Origin of the sequence: Methylorubrum extorquens (assembly GCF_024169925.1) — a bacterium.
GTDB lineage: Bacteria > Pseudomonadota > Alphaproteobacteria > Rhizobiales > Beijerinckiaceae > Methylobacterium > Methylobacterium extorquens_A.
In genome coordinates this window covers 4,589,757-4,609,556 of record NZ_JALJXF010000001.1, presented here as the reverse complement: position 1 = coordinate 4,609,556, position 19,800 = coordinate 4,589,757, and the positions used below count along the sequence as shown (strand labels likewise).

The window sequence follows — 19,800 nt, the reverse complement described above, 5'->3', positions numbered from 1 at the left end:
GAAGGGGTCAGCGGCCGGCGCGCAGCCAGTCCCGCAGGCGCGCGCCCCAGCCGGGCCGAGCGCCGGGCGGTGAGGGCGGGGCTGCGGCGGGAGCGGAGACAGGCCCCGCATCGCCGCGCCGGGCGCGCGGCAGGGCGGTCTCGTAGGGCGTGCGGAACTGGTCGAACTCGCCCTGTCGGCGGGGGATGATCACGGCGGGGCGGTTCCACATCAGGATCGCTTCGCCCGCGCCCGCCCGGTCGCCGGCCCGCAGGCGCCGCAGCACCGTGGAGCGCAGGAAAGCCGCCGGGCCGATGTTGAAGCAGAGCGAGACCAGCGCATCGAAGGCGTGCTGCGGCAGCGGCTCGGGGATCGCCTCGGCGACGGTGCGGACGAAGGCCGCGACGTCGCGGGTGAAGATCGCGTCCGCCTCCCCGGCGCCGATGCGCAGGCCCGCCCGCGGCACGGGCGGCCCGGCGGCGGCGGTGTGGCCGATGCCGATGGTCCAGACACCCACGCTGTCGCGGTAGGCCTGCAGCCGCCGCCCCTCCCGGGCGATCAGCACGGCGCGGCCGACGGCACTGAGGTCCATCGTCAATCTCCGGTTTTGAGGGGATGGGTCGAACGTCAACCTCGGCGGCCGGCGGCCTATTCAAGGCCCTCGAACAGCAGCGAGAACAGGATGTTGGTCGTGGACTGCGCCCCGCTGCTCGCCACGATCTTGAGGCACCAGCGGTCCGCCGCCTCGAAGACCGCGCTGTTGACGAGGTCGGCCGCTTGGTTGGAGCCGGCCCCGGCGATCGTGCAGGTCAGGGCCGTGCCGGTGAACAGGTTCTGGAGCGTGAAGGTCCAGCTCTCGCCGGCGCCGGGCGCGCCCTGCGTCACGACCCGCAGATCCCGGAATCGCCCCCGCCGCCCGGCGGCGGCGTAGACCTCGCTCTGGTGGCCGCCGACGAGGGCGTTGGTGAAGTACCGTGTCCCCCCGGCCGGAAAGGAGCCCGGCCCGCTATTGCCGGCGATCACCTGCGCCGTCAGCACCGGTACGTCCGCAACGGTGATCCGGCCGGGAAAGGCGACCCGGCCCGTCGCGCGCGCGATCCGCAGCGCATCGAACCAGTCGCCACCATTCGGGGAGACTTTTACGCGAAGGTCGTCGTCGCCGGTCAGGCCGATCTCGGCGCGGGCGGAGAACCCGGTCTGCATCAGCAGGGAGAGGGTGTTGCCGGCCGCCTGCTTGTTGAGGGTGTAGCGCAGATCGCCGCTGCCGCCCTCGGCGATCGGCAAAGCGGTCCAGAGCGCCTTGTTGAGCTTGGCCGCGAAGGGATTGTCCGCATCCGCCCCGGTGCCGAGCCCGAGGCGGGTCAGGTTGTGCAAGGCGGAGATGGTCGCGCGGAACGGCATCCAGGCCGAGCCGGTGAAGGTGTAGAGTTCGACCTCGTCGGCGACGTAGGCCGTCCAACCCGCAAGCGGCTTGAGGGACAGCCACGCACCGTCTTGGAAGCGGGCGATGCGCCCGGCCCAGCCGGTCCAGGCCCCGCTCGGGTTGCCCGAGACGATCAGGTAGCGGTCGCCCTCGGCCGGGCTCGCGGGTGGCGCGGCCCGATCCTTGTCGAGGACGGCGAGCTGCACCAGCGCGTCGAGCAACGCCAGGGCCTCGTTGTGGGTGACATGCTTCTGCGCCTGCCCTCCCGCGATCAGCGGCAGGGCGAGGCTCGGGGTCGTATCGGCCATGGGCCACTCCGTCAGCGTGAGATGTCAGACGGTCCGCAGGCTCACCCGTGTCCGGCGGGTGGGGCCGGGGCCTGCGAGCCGATCGATCGACACCAATGCGGCGTCGATCTCGGTGCGGCGCACGCCGAAATCGGCGATCTCGTCGGCGGTGGCGTAGAGCGCGCTCGTCGTGTCGCTGCTCAGGCTGCGCAGAATCCGCCCGTCCTCGGCGAGGATGTCGAGGCGGTAGGCCTCGGTCCCCGCGCCCGGTGGTACGTCGGCCGGCTCCCAGGCATCGGCATCGCGCCGCGCCCGCCGGATCCACTGGAAGCGGATGCCGCCGGCCTCGCGCCGGGCGCGCAGGTGAACCGGGCTCAAGGGAACGAAGGCGGTCAGGTCGGCTGTGGCCGCGAAGCCGACGAAGGCGGGGTCGGCCGGATCGCGCTCCGCCGGGCCGACCCGGTAGAGGAAGCGGCGGCCGACCTCGTCGAGCCGATCCACGAGGGGCCGTACGGCGCCTTCATCGAGGCGCACGATGGAGCTGCCCGCGCTCGCAGATCGGCCGGCGGCGGCCTCGCTACCGGCCAGCCCCCGCAGCAGTCCCGAGAGCCGCCACGTCTCTGCCCCGACCAGTTCGGCTTTCGCCGCGGACAGGATCTCGACCGCCCCGTCCGCGCCGATCACCGCGAACAGGTTTCCGCCGGCCAGCGCGGCGGCCTCGCCGATGGCGCTCAACCCCTCCGCGTGGCGTAGGGTGACGTCGAGGCGGGCGTTGCGGTCGAAGCGCCAGAGCGGGCTCGGGGGCAGCGGGGTCAGCGTGCGACCGAGGCAGGCCGGATGGTCGAGGGTGCGGTGGAACGCGAACGGCGCCCCCTCCCCGGCCGAGCGCCAGACCGCGACGGCGCCGGGCCAGGGATCGGCCGAGACCGCGAGATAGACGAGCGGCACCGGGTCGCCACGTTCCACCGGCAGGACCAGCGGCAGGGCGAAGACCGGCCCCGGCATGGCCGGCGGCCTCCGGCCTGTTCTCGGGGCCGGCGCGGTGAGCGCGGGATCGGGCCGGGGCAGCGGCACCGCGCGGGTCTCGATCCGGCGGCCCGTCGGCGCGTCGTCGATCCGCACGATCCGGTGAAGCGTCCCGCCCCTCTCGTCCGGGAGCGCGACCACATCGCCCGGCTCCAGATCGATCCGGCGCGGGCTCACCCCGAAGGCCGCCGTGTCCCGACCCGCGAGCGCCGCATCGAGGACGGTCTCCGCCAGCGTCTGCACGGCGTCGCGCCGTGTGACGACCGCCGCCTCGACGCGTACTTCCTGCCGCCGCGCTCCGGCCGGGCGTGCGGCCGATACGGTAGCGCGGCGGTAATCCGGGCTCTCGCCGTCGGAAAAACCGATCGCGACGGAGCGCGGCAGCTCGCTCTCCTGCGCCCGCACCCGGCGCAAGGGGGCCGCCTCGCCCTCGCCGAGAACGAGGTCGCCCGCGTCGAGCATGGCGGGCGCGCTCCTGCGCCCATCGCGAACCCGTAGGGTGCCTGCGGAGACCGAGACGTCCAGGTTAAACAGCCGGGTGAGCGGTTCCAGCGCCTCGCGCGCGGAGAGTGGCCTGTCGAGCACGGCGCCGTCGAGGAAGCCGGCGGCATGGATGTCGAGGGGCGCATCGATGCCGAGATCGGCCAGGATCGCCGCGATCAGCCGGTCGAGTTCCACCCCCTCGATCCGGCCGGTGATCCAGTGACCGAGGGCCCAGTTGGCGGCGTCCGACCACACGGTGGTGAAATCGGGGAAGGCCGGAAACGGCCGGGCATCCCAGGCCCAGACGTAGATGTCCTCGGCCGGGATCATCCAGCCGCCATAGAGCGGCGAGACCGGATTGTGAGCCGGCTCAAAACCGTCCGCCTCGGCATCGAAACGCGCCAGGATCGCGTCGAGGCCGCGGGTCTGGATCAGGTCGTCGCGGGTGCCGCGGGAGAAGGGCGGAACCGCGTTCTCGGACGATTTCGGATCGGGAAAGACGTTGGGTCCGTTGGTGCCGCGGTCGACCGCCGGGATGCCGATCTCGGTGAGCCAGATCGGCTTGGCTCCCGGCACCCAGGCCGTCGGCCCGGTCTCGACGCCGCCGCTCCGCTCGACATGCGGGTTCGACCACCACGCGACGAGATCCTTGGCCCGGTAGATCCACGGCTTGTTGTGGGCGCCGTCGGTGATCGGCGTGCGGTGTTGCGCGGCGCGATCCTCGGGGCTGGCATAGTACCAGTCGAACGCCTCGCCCGCGCCGAGGCGGTTCTTGAGATAGGCGCGGTCGTAGAAGCTCGCCGCCTCCGCCGCGTCGCGATGATCAGGCCCGTCACGCCAATCCGAGATCGGCGGGTAGTAGTCGATGCCGACGGCATTGATGGACGGATCGGCAAACAGCGGATCGAGGGGGAAGCGCACGGAGGCGCCGCCTTCGCGGACATGGGCGCCGTACTCGGTCCAGTCGGCGGCGTAGACGAGGCTCACATCGCGGCCGAGGCGGGCGCGGACCTCCGTGGCGAGGCGCCGGAGCCCCTCGACCGCCGGATAGGCGCCGGCCGGCCCGCGCACCCGCGTCAGGCCGACGAACTCGCTGCCGAGGATGAAACCGGCAAGCGGCGACCCGGCCGCCGCCCAACCGGCGGCGAGGCCGGCATAGTGCAGAATCATCGCCCGGTAGCCCTGCGGCCCGTCGAAGAACGCCGCGACCTGATCGGCCGCACCGCCGGTTCCGTCCGGGCTTCCAGCTCGGTCGGGAGCAGGATCGCAGGTGATGCGCCCACGCCAAGGGTAAGCCGGCTGCGTTTCACCGGGCCGGTACGGGTCTGGAAGGGCGTTGCCTGCCGGCACGTCCATCATCACGAAGGGATAGAGCACCACGGCAAGGCCGCGGCGGGTGAGGTCTGCCACCAACCGCCCAAGCCCGGCATCGGACGGCGTACCGCCATAGGCGGCGGTGCCGCCGGAGCGGGAAACGGCCCGCGCCGCGGCGCGGCTCAGCCCGGCGACGGACCAGGGCTCGCCCGTCGTCGCCTTCGCCGTCGCATCGACCCGCGGCGTCACGGTGCAGTGCCCGGCGCGTAAATCGTCGCCGAACCAGCTCGTTACGACCGAAACCCGCTTGAGCCGCGGGCATAAAGCCTGGAGCGCATCAAGGGAGGCGACGACATCGCTCGCGCCCTGGAACTGAAAACGGTTTGCCGGCTTCGTAGAACCGAATCCCGCATCCTCGCTGACGGCGAGCGGATCGAGACCGAACTCGGTAGAGCCGGGAATCAGGCAGACTGCGCGGATCTTGCCCGCCAGCCCGGCGACGGGGCGGATCACTTCGAGAGCGAATTGCGGGATGCGGTTGCCGAAGGCGGCGAGCGGCAGACGCTCGAACACGACGTAGGCGAGGCCGCGATAGGCCGGCGCGTTGTCCGCCCCTTCCTTGGCGACGATGAGGGGGTCGGGCGCCTGCGTCGCCGAGCCGGGATGGACGCGCCAATTGAGCGTCGTCAGGTCGAGTTCGCTGCCATCCGCCCAGATCCGGCGAACCAGGGCGATCTCGCCCGCGCAGAGCCCGACGGCGAGACTGATGAAAGTGCTGTAGGCGGTGCGCACGGTCTTCTGCCCACCCGCCCCGCCCTTCGAGCCGGAGGAGGACCGCTCCACCGTGGTGTTGGCGATCTCGAGCGGGCGCGTCGCCCAGATCAAAGTGCCGCCGACGCGCGCCCGGCCGTAGACGCGGGGCACCGGCGCGCCCTCGGTGGAGGCGAGGCCGCCGAGTTCGGTCAGCCGCGGCCCGTCCACGAAGCGCGGGCTCGTGCCGGCGCCGAACAGCGCGTCGTCGAGCGCCGCGCCCCCGGCCGCACCGGCCACGCGCCCGATCATCCCGCCGATGGGGCCGCCGAGCGCATTGCCGACCGCCTCGCCGGCGGTTTGCAGGACGAGCGTCGTCATGGCGGTGCCTCCGGCAGACGGGTGGTTCAGAGCGGATCGGGAAAGCGGAAGGCGTGGGCGAGGTGGCGCCGCCACCACGGCGTGAGGGCAACCTCGGTCACCGCCGCGCCGTCATGGGCGTGGATCATCGCCGCCGGGCCGGTCGCGATCGCACAGTGTTTTGCCGGCAAATATGCGCGAAACGCGAAGAGCAGGACGTCGCCTGCCTGGGGCTGGTAGGTGCTCAGCGGCCCAGCGATCGGCACGAGATGCCGGCGCGCGGCAGCGAGCAGCGGGTCGCTGCCGGCCGGTGCCGATTCGGCCCAGGTGGCAGCGTAGGGCGGCGCCTCCTCCGGCTCGGGTCCGAGCACCGCCCGCCAAACCCCACGGAGCAGGCCGAGACAGTCGCAACCGACGCGCTTCAGCGAGGCTTGATGCCGGTAGGGCGTTCCGGCCCAGGCGCGGGCCTCCGCCACGATCCGCTCAGGCAGCGGCGACGCATCGACATCCATGGTGGCCTCATCGGAACAGGCTGGAGCCGTCGAGGCGTGCTCCGGCCTCGGGCCCTGCGCGCAGCACGAAGTCGTTGCCGGGCATATGGGGAAAACCCTGGAAGTTGAGGGTGTTGGCGAACTTTTCGCGGCAGGCGGCGAGGCTCTTGTAGCAGCCGGCGACGAGAGTGAAGGCATCGCCGGTCGCGGCCGGACGCGGCGGTGGATCCCACAGGTCGAGGATCGCCGCCGCGCCGTCACGGCGATGGCCGCGCAGATCCGCGGCATGTCCGGCATTGGCGCCCGTATCCCAGGTCAGGCGCCCGCCGGAGAACCATCCCGCGGCGAAGCTCCCCGCCAGCGCGACGCTGAGCCGGCCGGGCTCGGGCGCGGCCCGTACGGTTCCGGTCGCGCGGAAGCGCGGATCGCTCAGATCGACGCGGCAGCGGGCGTCGCCGAGTTCCGCGTCGCAGGCAGCGCGGAAGCTGCGCCCGACGGTGACGTCGAGGCGATGCATCAGCCCGCGCAGTTCGGCGACGAAGGCGCCCCCCTCCCGGCGGATCTCGCCAAGGGTCGCCACATCGAGGAGCAGGCGCGCCTCGGGCTCGGCCCAATCGACCAACCAGGTCTCGACCCCCGCCCCGTCATAGAGCCCTGCCGCGACGTCGGCTTCCGTGAGCCCGGCCGAGGTCAGTGCGCCCGCCACCTCGCCCCCGCCGACGGCAAAGCCCAGTTCCGCACTGGCCTCGGCCGCCTCCAGCCCGCTGCGGGCGGCGTAGGTCACGCCATTGAGGATGAGATCGCGGTCGTGGTCGGTGAAGCCGAGGACGAGGCCGTCGCGGCGGCGCAGGGACCAGCAGCGGCAAAGCGTGGTCGCACCGCCCTCCAAGCGGGTGGCGAGACGGGGCGGAACGGCGCGCATCGGCTTCCCCTCAGGGCAGGATCTCGATCAGCGGGATGTGCGGCACCTCGCCGGCGGTGAAGGCAGCGAGATCGACGGTGAGTTCGTCGGTATCAAAGCGGACCGGCACGTCGAACTCGAAGCCCGCGGTGACGGCGGCACCCACGGGCGGCACCGCGTCGGCGGCGAAGACGACTTGGCCCGTGGCCGGATCGACGGAGAGCTTCGGGGCTGCCACCTCAGCACCGTTCACCGCCACGCGCACGCTGCCGGCCACCGGCTTGGCGATGGTGCGGCGGTAGGCCTCCGGCCCGCTCCCGTAGCTCTTGGCGAGGGCGAAGACGCGGGTCGTGCCGTCGCCGGTGCCGATCCGCTGATCGGTCGGCGCGGGCGCCCGCGAGGGCGGGCCGGAGCGGTGATCGACCCGGTCGCGGTAGCGGAAGCCGTAGAGCCGTCCGCGCCGCTCCTCGAAGAAGCCGAGCACCGCGTGCAGGGCATCGAGGGTGCGGATGCCGAGCCCGGCATCGTAGCGGCGGCGCGAATCCGCCCAGCGGCTGTTGCGATGTTCACGGCCCGACGCCAGCGTGACGATCTCGGTGCGCCGCACCGGGCCGCCGCTGCCGCGCAAGGCGACATCGAGGGGAAAGCGGACCTCGTGGAAGTCTGACGGCATCGCGGTGCTCCTCACAACGCCCTGCGCCCACGGGCGACCGCGCGGGCGAGGCGGGCGGCGACCTGGGCCTCGGAGCGGCGGAAGCCCTCGATGTCAGGTGTGGCGATGTTGACGGTGACCGCGACCGGCCGCTCGGCTCCCCCCGCGGCGACGCCGAGGCGGCCGTCGCTGCCCCGCCTGAGCGGAAGGATCGCCTCCGGCCCGGCCTCGCCCATCAGGCCGGTGCCGCCCTCAGGTCCGGAAAGCGGAAAATAGGTCGGCGCCGCCACGACGCCCCCGGCCGCGAAGGGGCGCACCCGTCCCCCGCCGAGAACGCCGCCGAGGCGGAATGGCACGATCCGCCCATCGGCGACGACGCCCCCCTTGGCGAGCGCCGTGGTGCCGCTGCCTTCGGACGCTGCGCTCAGCAGGCTGTTGACGAGACTCGTCACGCCCGCTTTGACCGGAGCCAGCGCCGCCTTGCCCGCGACGTTGGAGAGCTTGCTCGCCAGCGAGGCCAGCACGCCGTCGAGCTGGCGCCCGGCATTGAGATTGCGGTCGAAGGCGGAGGACAGGCTGTTGCCGAAGCGCTGGGCCAATCGGTCGAGGGTTTCGAGCTGCCTGGCGCGCTCGGCATTGCTGCGGTCGCTGTCGGTCATCACAGGGCTCCCGGATCGGGATGGGCGGCGAGCAGCCGGTCGAGGTCCGCCCGGCTCGGCGCATCGGGCGCCGGGCGGATCAAGCCGGCTGCTGCGGCGAGTTCGCGGGGCGTGGCGGCCCAAAGGTCGCGCGGGCGCCAGCGCAGGGTCGCCAGACCGAGCGCCAGCACCGCATCCCACGGGAAGGCGGAGACGGGCGTCTCCGGCGCGTGTCTTCCCGCAGGGGTCAAGGGTCCGCGAGAGGGGCCTCGCCGAAGGCCGCGACCAGCGCCTCGCCGAGCGCCGCGGTCACGGCCGCCAGCCCACCGGAGAGCGGCAGGCGGGCGACCGCCTCGTCGTCGAGGGCGTGGCCGCCGCCGCGCAAAGCCGCGCCGAGCAGTGCGATCAAGTCCCGCGCGGCGAGCCGCCCGCCGGCAAAGCGCTCGGCAAGGCCGGCGAGGTCGCCCGCACCGAGCGCGTCTTCCAGTTCGGCGAGCGCGCCGAGGGTAAGGCAGAGCGTGTAGCGCTCGGATCCCAAGGTCAGCGGCACCTCGCCGCGTCGGCGGTTGGCCATCGTCATGCCCCCGCGAAGCTCAAGGGGCCGGCGGAATCGAGGGCCATGTCGAAAGTCACTTCGCCCGCATGCTCGCCGCGATATTCGAGGCTCGTAATCTGGAACAGACCCTCGATCGTGCCGAAATCCGGCACCACGATCTGGAACAGGCCGATCACGCCATCGAAGAACATCTGGCGCAGGCGTGCGTCGGAGGCCTCGTCGCGAAACACGCCCGAGCCCGCGACCGCGGCGCGGCGCACGCCCGCCCCCGCCAGCAACTCGCGCCAGCGCCCGGCCGAATCGGCGTTGGTGACGTCCACTGTCTCGGCGTTGAAGGCGAGTTGGCGGGCACGCAGGCCCGCCACCGCGACGAAGCCGCCGGACCCGTTGCTGACTCGGACCAGGAGGTCCCTGCCCCTCTGTGCGCTCATGCTCGCGGCTCCGGCGTTCTCGAGGAATGATCAGGCGGTGACTTCAGTCACCGCTTCGAAGGAAAGGGTCGCGCGCGCCTCGCCTGTGCGCTCGTCGCGGAGAGTGGCGAGGCTCTTGAGGCGCAGGAGGACGACGGTGTGGCCGCTCACAGCGAGGTCGGCCTCGTCGAGGCGGGCGGCGATACGCTCGGCCACGTCCAGGGCCGAGCGGACCGAGCCCGGCTTGGCGAAGACCACCACCGCGAAGGCGTGGCGGTGGCGCTGCGCACCATCGACGGAATCGTCGCTCACTTCGGTCGATCCGAACAGCGCGTAGACCGGGGCGGCGCCCTGCGGCGGCTCGTCGTAGAGCCGCAGGCGGCCGCCCATCAGCGCGGCGAGCGGAGCGTCCCCGGCAAGGTGAGCGAGAAGGCCGGCGCGCAGGGCCAGCAGGGGGCTCGATCGCGTCACGGGGAAGCCTCCTCGATCACCTCTTCCACCTCGCAGACGAGGTCGCGGCGGCGCCCGTCCGGGTCGTCGGCGGCGCGGATCGCGAAGCGGCGGGGTCCGTCGGCGAGGCGCATCGCCGGGGTGACGCCGGGGCGGTAGCGCAGGCCGACGCGGTAGAGGCCGGGCCGGTCGGTGCGCCCGCCACGTGTGGCGGCGCTGCCGAGCGATTCCAGCGAGCCCCACAGCACGGGTCCGGCGACGTAGCGGCGGAGCCGGCCTCCGAACCCGTCGAGCTCGTCCACCGGCAGTTCGAGCACGAGGCGCCGCCGCCGCGCGCCGAGCGGCCTGTGTGTCATGGTTGGTCTCCGTGAATCGGAATCAGAGCCGCATCCGGCGGCAGGCGGCGGCGAGCCCCGCCGCCTCGGGCGGCAGCGGCCGGGGCGCACCCTCGCGGCCCGCATCACCGCGGTTCTCGAACCAGTCGGCGATCGTCAGGCGCAGCGCCTGGACCAGCGGCTCGGGGACAGGCGGCCCCTCGCCGCCGCAGCCGGCAGCGACCTCGACCAGAGCCGAGGCCGTGCCGAGCCGCGGCAGGTCCGGCCCGAACAGGAGGCAGGGCGCCTCCCAGGGATCGGGACCGACGCGGATCGGGCCCGGCTCGATCTCGGTGAGGGTGCCGCGCCCATCGACGAGCCCGGTGCGGAGCACGGCAACGAGCGGGCTCAGCGGCAGCGGCATCAGCCCCAGCCGGGGCCAAGCCGCCAGCACCACCCGGAAGCGGGCGGGCCGCAGCAGCCGGCGCGCGGCCGCCTCGACCGCCGCCCGCGCCGCCGGGATCAGGCGACCGATCAAGGCGTCGTCGGCGGTCTCGTCGGAGGACAGCCGGAGATAGCCTCGCATCTCGGCCACGCTCACCGGCTCGACGCCGGTCTCCTCGACGCGTATCGGGGTCATACCAGCCTCTCCTGAAAGCGTTTTTCGTCACCGATGCGCGCGCCGAACCCATCCGCCGCCCATGCGGAGCGCCGTGCTCTCCGGGCCTCAGCACTCGCGGTCTTGCTTGCCGCATCCCCGGCCCTGGCCATCGTCGGCGGCCGGGAGGGCGCGGCGGTGCCGGGCGCGGCCTCGGCGGTGATGGTGCTGACCTCCGGCGGCGGGGTCTGTTCAGGGATCGTCGTCGCGCCGGATGCGGTGCTCACTGCCGGCCATTGCGTGGCGGGCGTGAGCGAGAACCGCATCCATTACCGTGACGAAGCAGGCCGCCCCGTGCTGGCCGAGACGGCCGCCCGTAGCCTGCATCCGGCCTATGACGGCGATGCCATCCGCGGGCGCACCCGCTCCATCGACCTCGCGCTGCTGCGCACCCGCCAGCCCCTGCCGGCGCGGTTCATGCCGGCCATGTTGAGCACCGCGATGCCGCGGGCGGGCCAGAACCTGACACTCGCCGGGTACGGCGCCACGCGGGGCGGCGACCGACGCTCGATCGGCCGCTATCGCGGCGCAACGCTGGCCGTGGTCGAGCCCTACGGCCCAAGTCGCATCTTGGTTTGGCTGAAGGCGCCGGAGGCGGGCGGCTGCCAGGGCGATTCCGGCGGGCCGATCCTTGAGGGCGCGGCAGTGGTCGCAATCGCCGCATGGGTGAAGGACGCCTGCGGCGGCCTGACCCAAGGCATCCTGCTCGGGCCGCAGCGCGACTGGATCGACCGGACGCTGTCCGGCTGGGGTGCCTTCGCGCGCTGGTAACGTCCTTAACCGATCGTGATCCGCGCGCCGCAGCCGATCAGGAACCGGACCTTGGCCGCCGAATTGCCTTCAGATACGCTTCAACCGGCTCGGGATTCGTTCATGGAATCCGGCGCACCGCGCCCGGGCCCTGGGAGAACAGAAAAGATGGTCGCGAGCCCCCTTCGCGCGTGCCTGCTCGGTGCCTTGCTGGGTCTTGTCCCCCTCTCGGCGCACGCCGTGGTCGAGGGTCGCACCTCTCGCGATCCCGGCGGACTTCGCGCCTCGGTGGTACGCATTGAAAGCACGCAGGGCGAGATCTGCTCGGGCACCCTGATCGCGCAGGACATCGTGCTGACGGCGGCCCACTGCGTGATGCACAAGGCCGGCTACAACGTCGTCGTGGTCGATCCGAACTTCCGCCAGCGCCGCCTGCGGGCGGTCGCCGTCTCGATGCATCCTGAATTCGTCCCCGGCACGACGCCGGAGGAACAGCCCGGCATCGACCTCGCCCTGATCAAGCTGGAACAACCGGTCGGCGCAGGCTTCCGCCCGCTCGATCCGCGTGGCGGTTCGATCACCACCGGCGACAACGTGGACATCGCGGGCTTCGGCGTGCTCGCCGAGAACCGCCGCAACACGGCGCGGACGCTGCGCACGGCGCATCTCGTGTCGATCGGCTCATTGCAAGTCGCCAACCGCGTCACGGTCGTGACCGATTCGCGGCGCATGGCCGAAACCGCCGGCGCCGGTGCTTGCCTGGGTGATTCCGGTGGCCCGATCCTGCGCGGCGGCCAGATGGTCGGTGTGGTGAGCTGGTCGAGCGGTGCCATGCGCCAGGACCGGCGCGCCCGCACCGCCTGCGGCGGCTTCACCGCCGTCACCCCCACCGGCGAGCACGCGAGTTGGATTTCCTCGCGCACCGCCGAGATGGAAGCGATGACCGCCGACATGGCGGCGGCTCAGGCCGGGCGCACCGAGTGGATGGCCCGGCCCGCCCGGCGGCGGATGTATTGAGAACGATCAGGCGGCGAACCGGAGCAGCTTGATCGCGGCGAAATCCTGTACCCCGCCGCCGACACGCTTGGTGGTGTAGAACAGGACGTAGGGCTTGGCGGAGTAGGGATCGCGCAAGGTCCGCAGGCCGACACGGTCCACGACGAGGTAACCGCGCTTGAAGTCGCCGAAGGCGATCGAATGGTTGCCGGCGGCGATGTCGGGCATCGCCTCGGCTTCGACCAGCGGAAAGCCCATCAGCGTCGCGGCCCGGTCGGCGGCGAGCGGCGGTTGCCAGAGGTAGTTGCCGTCCGCGTCCTTGAATTTGCGGATCGCGCTCTGCACCCGCCGGTTCATCACGAAGCTGGCGCCCTGGCGATAGCCGGCGCGGAGCGCGTAGATCAGATCGAACAGCACGTCGCTCGGGTTGCTCGCCGGGAAGGCGCCGGCCGCCCCGGTCGCAACGAAGCCGAGCTTGCCCGACGCCCAGTTCGCATTGGCCACAGTGTCGTAGCTGAGAAAGCCCTTCGGCCGGCCGACGCCGTTGCCGGTGACGAAGGCGACGCTCTCCTGTTCGGCGAACGCCGTCTCGACCTCCTCCGCGAGCCACGCATCGATATCGAGCACCGCGTCGTCGAGCAGTGTCTGGGTCGCCGCCGGCATGGCGTAGAGTTCCATTGCCGGGAAGCTCAACTCGGACAGGCTCGGCGCGTCGGTCTGCGGCCGAGGCGCGGTCTCGGCAACCCAGCCCGCAGCGGGACCGTTGACCGAAACCGCACGCTTGTATTGCCCCCCGGAGACAGCCCGCACCGTGGCGATCGCGCGAATCGGCGAGATCTCGGCGAGCCGACGCAGCACCTCGCGCTCGATCGTCGGCGGCACTAGGTAGCCGCCGTCGGGCCCGGACCCGGCGGAGAGTGCCTTCTCCTCCAGCCGCTTGAGGCCGGCGCTCTCGCCGGCCCGGACATAGAGGTCGAAGGCCGCCTTGTGCTCGGTGGTGGAGGCGTCGCGCGCCGGCTCCGTCCCGCCGAGCGGCGGCCGGGCACGGTCAAGGCTGATCCGGTCGAGGCGGTTCTTCGTCTGATCGAGAGCGGCGTCGATGCGGATGAGCTTCTCCTCCGTCACCACATCCGCTGTGAGCCGTGTCTCGATCTCGGAGAGGCGGACGTCGTTGGCCTCCTTGAATGCCTCGAAGGCGCGGGCGAACTCGTCGAGCACCGCTTCCGCGCCGAAGGTCGCCGCCTTGTTCTCGGGCAGGCAGGTGGGGGCCTTGGTTTCGAAACGCATCTCGGTCATGGCATCCTCGTTGGTGAAGGAAGACGGAGGGCTCAGGCGCGCGCCGCGAGCGGCGGGGCCGCAAGGCGCAGGCGTGGCGGGACGAAGGGGCGGGGTGCTGCGGCGCGGATCACCCGCGCGTCGGGCTGAAGCGGGAAGGTCACCAGCGACACCTCCCAGAGATCGACGGCGAGCAGCCGACGTCCGCCGCGCTCAGGGGACGCTCGCACGACGCGAAAGCCGATGGAGAGGCCATCGAGGGCGCCCTCGCGCATCAGCGCGTCGATCTCGCGGGCGCGCTGAACCGCAAGGTTGAGCCGACCGGCGACGTGCAGGCCCCGTCCATCCTCCTTGAGGGAGAGCCAGGAGCCGATCGGCTCGGCCGGATCGTGCTGCCACAGCATCCGCACCCCGCGCGCGCCCCGCCGGGCGAGGCTCGTGGCAAACGCCCCCGGCGCGACGGTGTCGCGGCCGAGATCGGGCACGCCGAACAGGCTGGCGTAGCCGGTGAAATGGCCATCCATCGAAAGACCTCGAAAAGAGGGGTGAAGAACGGGCTCGCCCCGAATCCCGCCGGGGCCTTAGGCCGAAGAGCCGGTGCCTTGCCCCGCGTCCTGCGCGGGGTAACCGACGGCCTCACGCTTCTCGTCCACCGACAGGAAGTCTGCGCCCTGCACGCGGCGCCAGAGCGACTCGCGCTCGGTCGCGAGAGCCTCGACCGCGTCGAGATCCGGCTCCAACCGCGCCGGGCCGAAGGCCGGTTCCAGCCAGCGGGCGAGCGAATCGGCGGTGCGGCGCACCAGCGGGATCACCGTCTGGCGATAGAAGGCGCGGTTGGCCTCGGCGTAGTTCGCGTGGGTGTTGTCTCCGGGAAGACCGAGCAGCAGCGGCGGGACGCCAAAGGCGAGCGCGATCTCGCGGGCAGCCGCCGCCTTCGCCTCGACGAAGTCCATCTCCTTCGGTGAGAGCGAGAGCGGACGCCAATCGAGCCCACCGTCGAGAAGGAGCGGACGGCCGGCATTGGCGCTGCCCTGATAGCTCGTCTCCAGCTCGGCCTTGAGCCGGGTGAACTGGGTGTCGCTCAACGCCGCACCAGTCGAGGGTGCGAAGACCAAGGCGCCGGAGGGGCGCGCCGCGTTGTCGAGCAGCGCCTTGTTCCAGGCGCCGGCCGCGTTGTGGATGTCGAGCGGCACCGCCGCCGCCTCCATCGGCGAGAGACCGTAATGGTCGTCGAGCGGATTGAACAACGTCAGGTGCAGGATCGGCGGCACGGCGCCGGCCTGCTCGTAACGGATGCGCGGGCCGCCGACGGCGTACTCGTAAGCCGCGGGCCAGCCGTCGGCGCCGGCTACGACCTGCATCCTGTCCGGGCGCAGGGAGAACAGTTCTCGGGGCCGGCCATCGATCTCGACCGCCTCGATATACGCATTCCCGGATACCAAGAGATGTCCGTAGATCCCGTCGAGAAAGCGCATCCCGCCTTCGCGGGGGTTGGGCCGGGCGAGCAAATCGAGCAACGGATGCGCGTCCTCGGCGCCGGCCAGCGTCAGCGGCAGTGAGGCCGCGGCCTCGGCGACGAGCCGGACCGAGCGGTGGACGACGGCGTTGCGCTGGAATCCCTCGCGAGCCAAAGCCGCGTAATCTCGCGCCGTCCAGACCGCTCGGCCTTCGCCGTAGAGGGCAAATGCCGCGCTCGCCTTCGTGCTGGGGACGAATCCAGCCGCCTTGGCGAGCCGCGCGATGAATCCAGGCATGGCACGCCTCCCGCTGGCGATGTTTCACGTGAAATTAACCGGGGCCTTCAGAGCCGGCGGATGCGCGGCTCGACCGATGGCGCGAGCATCAGGTGGGTGAGCGCCCAGACCAGCGCGTCGAGCCGATCCGGCGAGCTGCCGCCGGGCAGACCGCCGGGACCGAAGGCGCACATCTCGTCCTCCAGTGCTGGAAGCGGGCCGACATGGCGGACGCGCCCCTGGGCGTAGAGTAACGAGACCGGCTCGGCCCGCAGCAGCTTGCCGCGAGTCGCCCGCACCGTCGCCACGGGCACGCTCGGGTCGGCTTCCGCCAGCACCGCGACGACCATCTCGCCGCCCTGGTTGACCTCGGCCACCAGCACGTCGGCTGCCAAGCGGTGGTACAGGGCCAACGCAGCCCGCGCCCACACCGCAGGTGCAGCCTGTTCCAGGGTCGCATCGGCCAGCACGTAGGCGGTTCCGTCGGCAGCAAACCCGGCCGCGACGATACCGCAGGCATCGGCGCCAACACGGGAGGAGGCCGGCGGATCGACGGCGACGGCGATGCGCTGCAGCAGCGGCGCCTCGGAGACGCGCCCCCGCTCGATGGAAGCACGGGTCCAGAGCGCGTCGGGCCGATCCTCGATCAGTTCTCCGTCGAGTTCCTGCCGCCCAAGCCGGGTGCCGGCATAGCGGCCGACCACCTCCTCCAAAAAACTCGGCGCAAGGTTCTGCGCGTTGTCGGCGGTGCGCGAGCGCGTCACCACCGTGCGCGGGTCCGTGAGCAGCCGTCGGATCAGCGGCATCGGACGCGGCGTCGTGGTAACGAGACCGCGCGGATGCGTTCCGAGCCGCAGGCCGAACTGAATCATGTCGTAGGTGGCCTCAGCCTCACGCCACTTGGCCACCTCGTCGGACCACACGGCGCCGAATTGCGGGCCGCGCAGGGAATCCGGCTCCTCGGCCGAGAAGGCCAGCGCCACCGCGCCGTTTTCGAACACCACCCGCCGCCGCGATGGCTGCCAGACCGGCGGCGCGCCGCCGAGACGCGGCAGGGCGAGAAGCCCGGACGGGCCTTCGATCATCACGTCGCGCACATCGGCGAAGGTCTCGCCGACAAGCGCGATCCGCTCCACCGGCTCCGGCGAGAAAACAGGATCGCTGAGGGCAAGGCCGCGCACCCATTCGGCGCCGGTCCGGGTCTTGCCGGAGCCGCGCCCGCCGATCACCGCCCAGGTCGTCCAGCTTCCCGCCGGCGGAAGCTGGTCGTGCCGCGCAATGTGAAGCCAATCGGCCTCAAGCAGGCGCAGATGGTCCGGTGAGAGACGGGTCAAGAAGGCCGTCGTCCGGCTCCGTCGCCGCGAATGCAGCATAGCGGCGCGCGATATCCGCGCGCATCGCCACGAGGTCGGAGGCGCGCAGGGGTGGTCGGCCGGCCGCACCATCCGCCCCTCCCTGCCGCGCGGCCCGGTCGGCCGCCTTCATGTCGTCGAGCATGTTCTTCAGGCCGCCGAGATCGCGCAGCACTTTCCCGGAATCGAACCCGGCGGGCGACACTTCGGCATCGAGCGCAGCATCGAAGCGTGCGATCTGCCGCTCGATATGCGCGCGCAATTGCGCCCGCAGCCGCCGGGCATCCGGCGCACGCTTGCGGGCTGACTTGGGACTTGGCTTCGAAGGGACACCCGGCGCGGGCTCACCGCGTGGCTCGGAGGGTTCCGGCATCGCGGTGTCTCCATCCACACTTCTCGAGCGTGCCCTTTACCTACACGAGGAGCGTCGCGCTGTCAATCTATAAATTCCTATTTTTAACGCAAGAGAGGAATTTGGTCTGAAACGGACGACCCTACGGTGTGCGACTGCCATCATTCCGGACAGGGTCTGATATGAATTTTTCCATAGACCAGGAACGCCAACCGAGCCTCATCCGTAGATAAGCTAAGGAGTGCGCATCACCGCCTCCATACCAAGGGAGACAGCACCATGCTTAAAGGTGGACTTCTCTGGCTGATCGGCATCCCGCTACCGATCATTCTTCTGCTGTGGTTCTTCAACGTGTTCTAGAGCCTGGGCCGCGCTGGCATCGAAGGCTCGAATCTTCGGAGCCTCGCATCCCTCGATTGAAGGAACACGCTGCGGAGGTGTCCGCGTCAGAGCGTGACGCTCCGCGGCGTGTAGACGAAGGGCAGGCGCCCGTCCCGCTCGATCAGCCGCGTCGTGGCTGCGCCGATGATGACCATGGTCGCCATGTCGGCCGGCGCGGTGCAGGCCTCGTCCAGCGTCAGCACCCGCAGCGCTTCGTCGGGCCGGGTCACGGCGCGGGCGAAGATGACCGGCGTCGTGGCAGGCAGGATTTCGGCGGCGAGCGCCAGCGCCCGGCCGAGCTGCCATGGCCGCGCCAACGAGATCGGATTGTAGAGGGCGACGCTGAGCCCTGCCCGCAACACCGCCTCCAGCCGGGCGGTCACGACCTCCCAGGGCTTGAGGTTGTCCGACAGCGAAATCGCGCAGAAATCGCCGCCGAGCGGTGCGCCGAGGCGGGCGGCGGCGGCGAGCATCGCGGTGATGCCGGGCTCGACCTGAATATCGAGATCGCGCCAATGCGCCGGTCCGTGCTCGACCGCCTCGAACACGGCGGCTGCCATGGCGAACACGCCGGGATCGCCGCCCGAGACCACCGCGACATGCCGGCCGGCCACGGCGAGTTCCAGAGCATGCCGGGCGCGGTCCACCTCGACCCGGTTGTCGCTGGCGTGACGGATCAGACCCTCGCGCTCCGGCACGCGGGCGACGTAGGGGATGTAGCCGATCAGGTCCTGCGCCCGGTCGAGGGCGTCGCGGGCCGATTCGGTGAGCAGCCGCGGATCGCCCGGCCCGAGGCCGATGATCGTGACGCTCCCCTCACCCTTTACCGGCGCGCTCACGGGCGGCGGCCCTCGCCGGGCACCAGCACCATCGAGAAGTAGGGCGCGACGTCGTCCGCCTTCTCGGCCAGCGGCACCACCCGCTCGCCGGCCATGGTGCCGCGCTCGACATAGACCGCGCGGGCGAGAAAGCCGGTCTCGGCCAGCACGCCGCGCACCTTCGGCAGGTGGCGGCCGAGCTTCATGATGACGGCGGCATCCGTACCCCTCAGCCGCTCCACCAGGGCCTCGCGCGGCAGCGTCGCCGGCAGGATGGTGAGCACGTCGTCGCCCCAGGTGATCGGGGTGCCGGCCCGCGTCCAGCAGCCGGACATGCCGGTGACGCCGGGGATCACCTCGACGGGGAAGCGGTCCTTCAGCCGCCGCCACAGATGCATGAACGAGCCGTAGAAGAAGGGATCGCCCTCCGACAGGATCGCCACATCACGGCCCGCGCCGAGATGGTCGGCGAGCCGTCCCGCCGCTTCGTCGTAGAAGCCGGCCAGGGCCGAGACGTATTCCGGGTGATCGGGGTGAAGCTCGGTGGTGTAGGGATAGGCCAGCGGAAACTCGCGGGTCGGATCACGCATCACCGCGTCGGCGATGGTGCGGGCGTTGCCGCGCTTGCCCCGCTTGCAGAAGTGAACGAGCACGGGGGCGTGCTCCAACACCCGCATCGCCTTCACGGTGAGGAAATCGGGATCGCCCGGCCCCATGCCGACGCCGTAGAGCGTACCGGTTCTGGCCGCGGCGGGGGTCTCGCCCGCGCCCTCCGTGGTCTCGCCCGGCGCGTCGATGCGCACGCTCCCCTCCATCACTCGATCTCATTCGCGAGGGCGTTGACGGCGGCCGCTGTCATTGCGCTGCCGCCGCGGCGGCCGTGGACCACGACGAAGGGCACGCGCCCGTCGCGCGCCAGCGCCTCCTTGGATTCCGCCGCGCCGACGAAGCCGACGGGGATGCCGATCACCGCCGCCGGGGGTGCGACACCCTCGTCCAAGAGTTCGAGCAGGCGGAACAGGGCGGTTGGCGCGTTGCCGACGGCAACGATGCTGCCGGGCAGCTTTTCCCGCCACAGCTCCATCGCCGCGGCCGAGCGGGTGGTGGCCATCTCCGCCGCCAGCCCCGGCACGCGCGGATCGCCGAGCGTGCAGACCACCTCGTTCTTCGCCGGCAGCCGGGTGCGGGTCACGCCGTCGGCGACCATGCGCACGTCGCACAGGATCGGCGCGCCGGCCTTCAAAGCCGCCTCGCCGGCCGCGGCGAAATCGTCCGACATCTCCACGTCGCGCGGCAGGTCGGTCATGCCGCAGGCATGGATCATCCGCACCACCACGCGCTCGGCCGCGCCGGACCAGCGGACGAGATCGGATTCGGCGCGGATCATCGCGAAGGAGCGCGCGTAGATCGCGCCGCCGTCGCGGATGTAGTCGTGGCGGGCACTCATCTCA

At 71.6% G+C, this 19,800-nt stretch carries 23 protein-coding genes; 2 read left to right on the top strand and 21 right to left on the bottom strand.

The features are described 5' to 3' along the window. Positions 1-7: 7 nt before the first annotated feature. From J2W78_RS21535 to J2W78_RS21475, 13 genes are read right to left on the bottom strand one after another with little or no spacing between them, the layout of a single operon-like run. Positions 8-571 (bottom strand): lysozyme, encoded by a 564-nt coding sequence (locus J2W78_RS21535; protein WP_253373631.1) that lies wholly within the window; start codon positions 569-571, stop codon positions 8-10. A 56-nt stretch (positions 572-627) separates the two neighbouring features. Then, on the bottom strand, positions 628-1,710 hold the full coding sequence (locus J2W78_RS21530) for a DUF2793 domain-containing protein (RefSeq protein WP_253373630.1): 1,083 nt from the start codon (positions 1,708-1,710) through the stop codon (positions 628-630). Positions 1,711-1,734: 24 nt separating this feature from the next. Continuing rightward, positions 1,735-5,643 carry a baseplate multidomain protein megatron gene (locus J2W78_RS21525; RefSeq protein WP_253373629.1) on the bottom strand — a complete coding sequence of 1,303 codons (3,909 nt, stop codon included), beginning with the start codon at positions 5,641-5,643 and terminating at the stop codon, positions 1,735-1,737. 26 nt (positions 5,644-5,669) lie between these two features. After that, on the bottom strand, positions 5,670-6,134 hold the full coding sequence (locus J2W78_RS21520) for an NlpC/P60 family protein (RefSeq protein WP_253373628.1): 465 nt from the start codon (positions 6,132-6,134) through the stop codon (positions 5,670-5,672). Between the two features lie 7 nt (positions 6,135-6,141). Beyond that, the gene (locus J2W78_RS21515) at positions 6,142-7,035 is read right to left on the bottom strand and encodes a DUF2163 domain-containing protein (RefSeq protein ID WP_253373627.1); all 894 of its coding nucleotides are present in this window, start codon (positions 7,033-7,035) and stop codon (positions 6,142-6,144) included. A 10-nt stretch (positions 7,036-7,045) separates the two neighbouring features. Further along, positions 7,046-7,687: a DUF2460 domain-containing protein gene (locus tag J2W78_RS21510; RefSeq protein ID WP_253373626.1), complete on the bottom strand. Its 642-nt coding sequence runs from the start codon at positions 7,685-7,687 to the stop codon at positions 7,046-7,048. Positions 7,688-7,698: 11 nt separating this feature from the next. Beyond that, the gene (locus J2W78_RS21505) at positions 7,699-8,325 is read right to left on the bottom strand and encodes a phage tail tape measure protein (protein ID WP_253373625.1); all 627 of its coding nucleotides are present in this window, start codon (positions 8,323-8,325) and stop codon (positions 7,699-7,701) included. Continuing rightward, the gene (locus J2W78_RS21500; RefSeq protein WP_253373624.1) at positions 8,325-8,555 is read right to left on the bottom strand and encodes a phage tail assembly chaperone; all 231 of its coding nucleotides are present in this window, start codon (positions 8,553-8,555) and stop codon (positions 8,325-8,327) included. Before J2W78_RS21500 ends, J2W78_RS21505 begins: the two co-directional genes overlap by 1 nt. After that, the gene (locus J2W78_RS21495; protein ID WP_253374112.1) at positions 8,552-8,878 is read right to left on the bottom strand and encodes a gene transfer agent family protein; all 327 of its coding nucleotides are present in this window, start codon (positions 8,876-8,878) and stop codon (positions 8,552-8,554) included. The genes J2W78_RS21500 and J2W78_RS21495 overlap by 4 nt, the downstream gene beginning before the upstream one ends. Before the next feature lie 2 nt (positions 8,879-8,880). Next, on the bottom strand, positions 8,881-9,291 hold the full coding sequence (locus tag J2W78_RS21490; protein WP_041357588.1) for a phage major tail protein, TP901-1 family: 411 nt from the start codon (positions 9,289-9,291) through the stop codon (positions 8,881-8,883). Positions 9,292-9,321: 30 nt separating this feature from the next. Beyond that, positions 9,322-9,741: a DUF3168 domain-containing protein gene (locus J2W78_RS21485; protein WP_253373623.1), complete on the bottom strand. Its 420-nt coding sequence runs from the start codon at positions 9,739-9,741 to the stop codon at positions 9,322-9,324. Then, the gene (locus tag J2W78_RS21480; protein ID WP_253373622.1) at positions 9,738-10,076 is read right to left on the bottom strand and encodes a head-tail adaptor protein; all 339 of its coding nucleotides are present in this window, start codon (positions 10,074-10,076) and stop codon (positions 9,738-9,740) included. Before J2W78_RS21480 ends, J2W78_RS21485 begins: the two co-directional genes overlap by 4 nt. Positions 10,077-10,098: 22 nt before the next feature. Continuing rightward, positions 10,099-10,674: a head-tail connector protein gene (locus tag J2W78_RS21475; RefSeq protein ID WP_253373621.1), complete on the bottom strand. Its 576-nt coding sequence runs from the start codon at positions 10,672-10,674 to the stop codon at positions 10,099-10,101. Between the two features lie 33 nt (positions 10,675-10,707). On the opposite strand from J2W78_RS21475, the gene J2W78_RS21470 reads away from it, so the two are divergent. Together J2W78_RS21470 and J2W78_RS21465 are read left to right on the top strand one after the other, a co-directional pair. Continuing rightward, positions 10,708-11,463, top strand: coding sequence for a trypsin-like serine protease (locus J2W78_RS21470; protein WP_253373620.1), 756 nt, complete (start codon positions 10,708-10,710; stop codon positions 11,461-11,463). 147 nt (positions 11,464-11,610) lie between these two features. Then, on the top strand, positions 11,611-12,459 hold the full coding sequence (locus J2W78_RS21465) for a S1 family peptidase (protein WP_253373619.1): 849 nt from the start codon (positions 11,611-11,613) through the stop codon (positions 12,457-12,459). Between the two features lie 6 nt (positions 12,460-12,465). On the opposite strand, the gene J2W78_RS21460 is transcribed toward J2W78_RS21465, so the two are convergent. The 8 genes from J2W78_RS21460 to J2W78_RS21425 form a co-directional block, all read right to left on the bottom strand. Continuing rightward, positions 12,466-13,734 carry a phage major capsid protein gene (locus J2W78_RS21460; protein WP_253373618.1) on the bottom strand — a complete coding sequence of 423 codons (1,269 nt, stop codon included), beginning with the start codon at positions 13,732-13,734 and terminating at the stop codon, positions 12,466-12,468. Positions 13,735-13,766: 32 nt separating this feature from the next. After that, positions 13,767-14,237 carry an HK97 family phage prohead protease gene (locus J2W78_RS21455; protein ID WP_253373617.1) on the bottom strand — a complete coding sequence of 157 codons (471 nt, stop codon included), beginning with the start codon at positions 14,235-14,237 and terminating at the stop codon, positions 13,767-13,769. 57 nt (positions 14,238-14,294) lie between these two features. Then, the gene (locus J2W78_RS21450) at positions 14,295-15,467 is read right to left on the bottom strand and encodes a phage portal protein (protein ID WP_253373616.1); all 1,173 of its coding nucleotides are present in this window, start codon (positions 15,465-15,467) and stop codon (positions 14,295-14,297) included. Positions 15,468-15,514: 47 nt separating this feature from the next. After that, entirely contained in the window at positions 15,515-16,780 is a 1,266-nt protein-coding gene (locus tag J2W78_RS21445; protein ID WP_253373615.1) for a DNA-packaging protein, read from the bottom strand. Then, positions 16,743-17,171: a hypothetical protein gene (locus J2W78_RS21440; RefSeq protein ID WP_253373614.1), complete on the bottom strand. Its 429-nt coding sequence runs from the start codon at positions 17,169-17,171 to the stop codon at positions 16,743-16,745. The genes J2W78_RS21445 and J2W78_RS21440 overlap by 38 nt, the downstream gene beginning before the upstream one ends. Before the next feature lie 425 nt (positions 17,172-17,596). After that, positions 17,597-18,370, bottom strand: a complete 774-nt coding sequence (gene cobJ, locus J2W78_RS21435) for a precorrin-3B C(17)-methyltransferase (RefSeq protein ID WP_253373613.1) — start codon at positions 18,368-18,370, stop codon at positions 17,597-17,599. Next, positions 18,367-19,164: a precorrin-2 C(20)-methyltransferase gene (locus J2W78_RS21430; RefSeq protein ID WP_253373612.1), complete on the bottom strand. Its 798-nt coding sequence runs from the start codon at positions 19,162-19,164 to the stop codon at positions 18,367-18,369. Before J2W78_RS21430 ends, cobJ begins: the two co-directional genes overlap by 4 nt. After that, positions 19,164-19,796, bottom strand: coding sequence for a precorrin-8X methylmutase (locus J2W78_RS21425; protein WP_253373611.1), 633 nt, complete (start codon positions 19,794-19,796; stop codon positions 19,164-19,166). The genes J2W78_RS21430 and J2W78_RS21425 overlap by 1 nt, the downstream gene beginning before the upstream one ends. Positions 19,797-19,800 lie beyond the last annotated feature (4 nt).

Excerpts from the sequence above, each read along its gene's own strand:
- J2W78_RS21535 (WP_253373631.1), bottom strand. The coding sequence starts at position 571 with ATGGACCTCAGTGCCGTCGGCCGCGCCGTGCTGATCGCCCGGGAGGGG.
- J2W78_RS21520 (WP_253373628.1), bottom strand. The coding sequence starts at position 6,134 with ATGGATGTCGATGCGTCGCCGCTGCCTGAGCGGATCGTGGCGGAGGCC.
- J2W78_RS21440 (WP_253373614.1), bottom strand. The coding sequence starts at position 17,171 with ATGCCGGAACCCTCCGAGCCACGCGGTGAGCCCGCGCCGGGTGTCCCT.
- J2W78_RS21515 (WP_253373627.1), bottom strand. The coding sequence starts at position 7,035 with ATGCGCGCCGTTCCGCCCCGTCTCGCCACCCGCTTGGAGGGCGGTGCG.
- J2W78_RS21470 (WP_253373620.1), top strand. The coding sequence starts at position 10,708 with ATGCGCGCGCCGAACCCATCCGCCGCCCATGCGGAGCGCCGTGCTCTC.
- J2W78_RS21450 (WP_253373616.1), bottom strand. The coding sequence starts at position 15,467 with ATGCCTGGATTCATCGCGCGGCTCGCCAAGGCGGCTGGATTCGTCCCC.
- J2W78_RS21530 (WP_253373630.1), bottom strand. The coding sequence starts at position 1,710 with ATGGCCGATACGACCCCGAGCCTCGCCCTGCCGCTGATCGCGGGAGGG.
- J2W78_RS21510 (WP_253373626.1), bottom strand. The coding sequence starts at position 7,687 with ATGCCGTCAGACTTCCACGAGGTCCGCTTTCCCCTCGATGTCGCCTTG.
- J2W78_RS21430 (WP_253373612.1), bottom strand. The coding sequence starts at position 19,164 with ATGGAGGGGAGCGTGCGCATCGACGCGCCGGGCGAGACCACGGAGGGC.
- J2W78_RS21425 (WP_253373611.1), bottom strand. The coding sequence starts at position 19,796 with ATGAGTGCCCGCCACGACTACATCCGCGACGGCGGCGCGATCTACGCG.
- J2W78_RS21465 (WP_253373619.1), top strand. The coding sequence starts at position 11,611 with ATGGTCGCGAGCCCCCTTCGCGCGTGCCTGCTCGGTGCCTTGCTGGGT.
- J2W78_RS21475 (WP_253373621.1), bottom strand. The coding sequence starts at position 10,674 with ATGACCCCGATACGCGTCGAGGAGACCGGCGTCGAGCCGGTGAGCGTG.
- J2W78_RS21525 (WP_253373629.1), bottom strand. The coding sequence starts at position 5,643 with ATGACGACGCTCGTCCTGCAAACCGCCGGCGAGGCGGTCGGCAATGCG.
- J2W78_RS21460 (WP_253373618.1), bottom strand. The coding sequence starts at position 13,734 with ATGACCGAGATGCGTTTCGAAACCAAGGCCCCCACCTGCCTGCCCGAG.
- J2W78_RS21480 (WP_253373622.1), bottom strand. The coding sequence starts at position 10,076 with ATGACACACAGGCCGCTCGGCGCGCGGCGGCGGCGCCTCGTGCTCGAA.
- J2W78_RS21490 (WP_041357588.1), bottom strand. The coding sequence starts at position 9,291 with ATGAGCGCACAGAGGGGCAGGGACCTCCTGGTCCGAGTCAGCAACGGG.
- J2W78_RS21455 (WP_253373617.1), bottom strand. The coding sequence starts at position 14,237 with ATGGATGGCCATTTCACCGGCTACGCCAGCCTGTTCGGCGTGCCCGAT.
- J2W78_RS21505 (WP_253373625.1), bottom strand. The coding sequence starts at position 8,325 with ATGACCGACAGCGACCGCAGCAATGCCGAGCGCGCCAGGCAGCTCGAA.
- J2W78_RS21495 (WP_253374112.1), bottom strand. The coding sequence starts at position 8,878 with ATGGCCAACCGCCGACGCGGCGAGGTGCCGCTGACCTTGGGATCCGAG.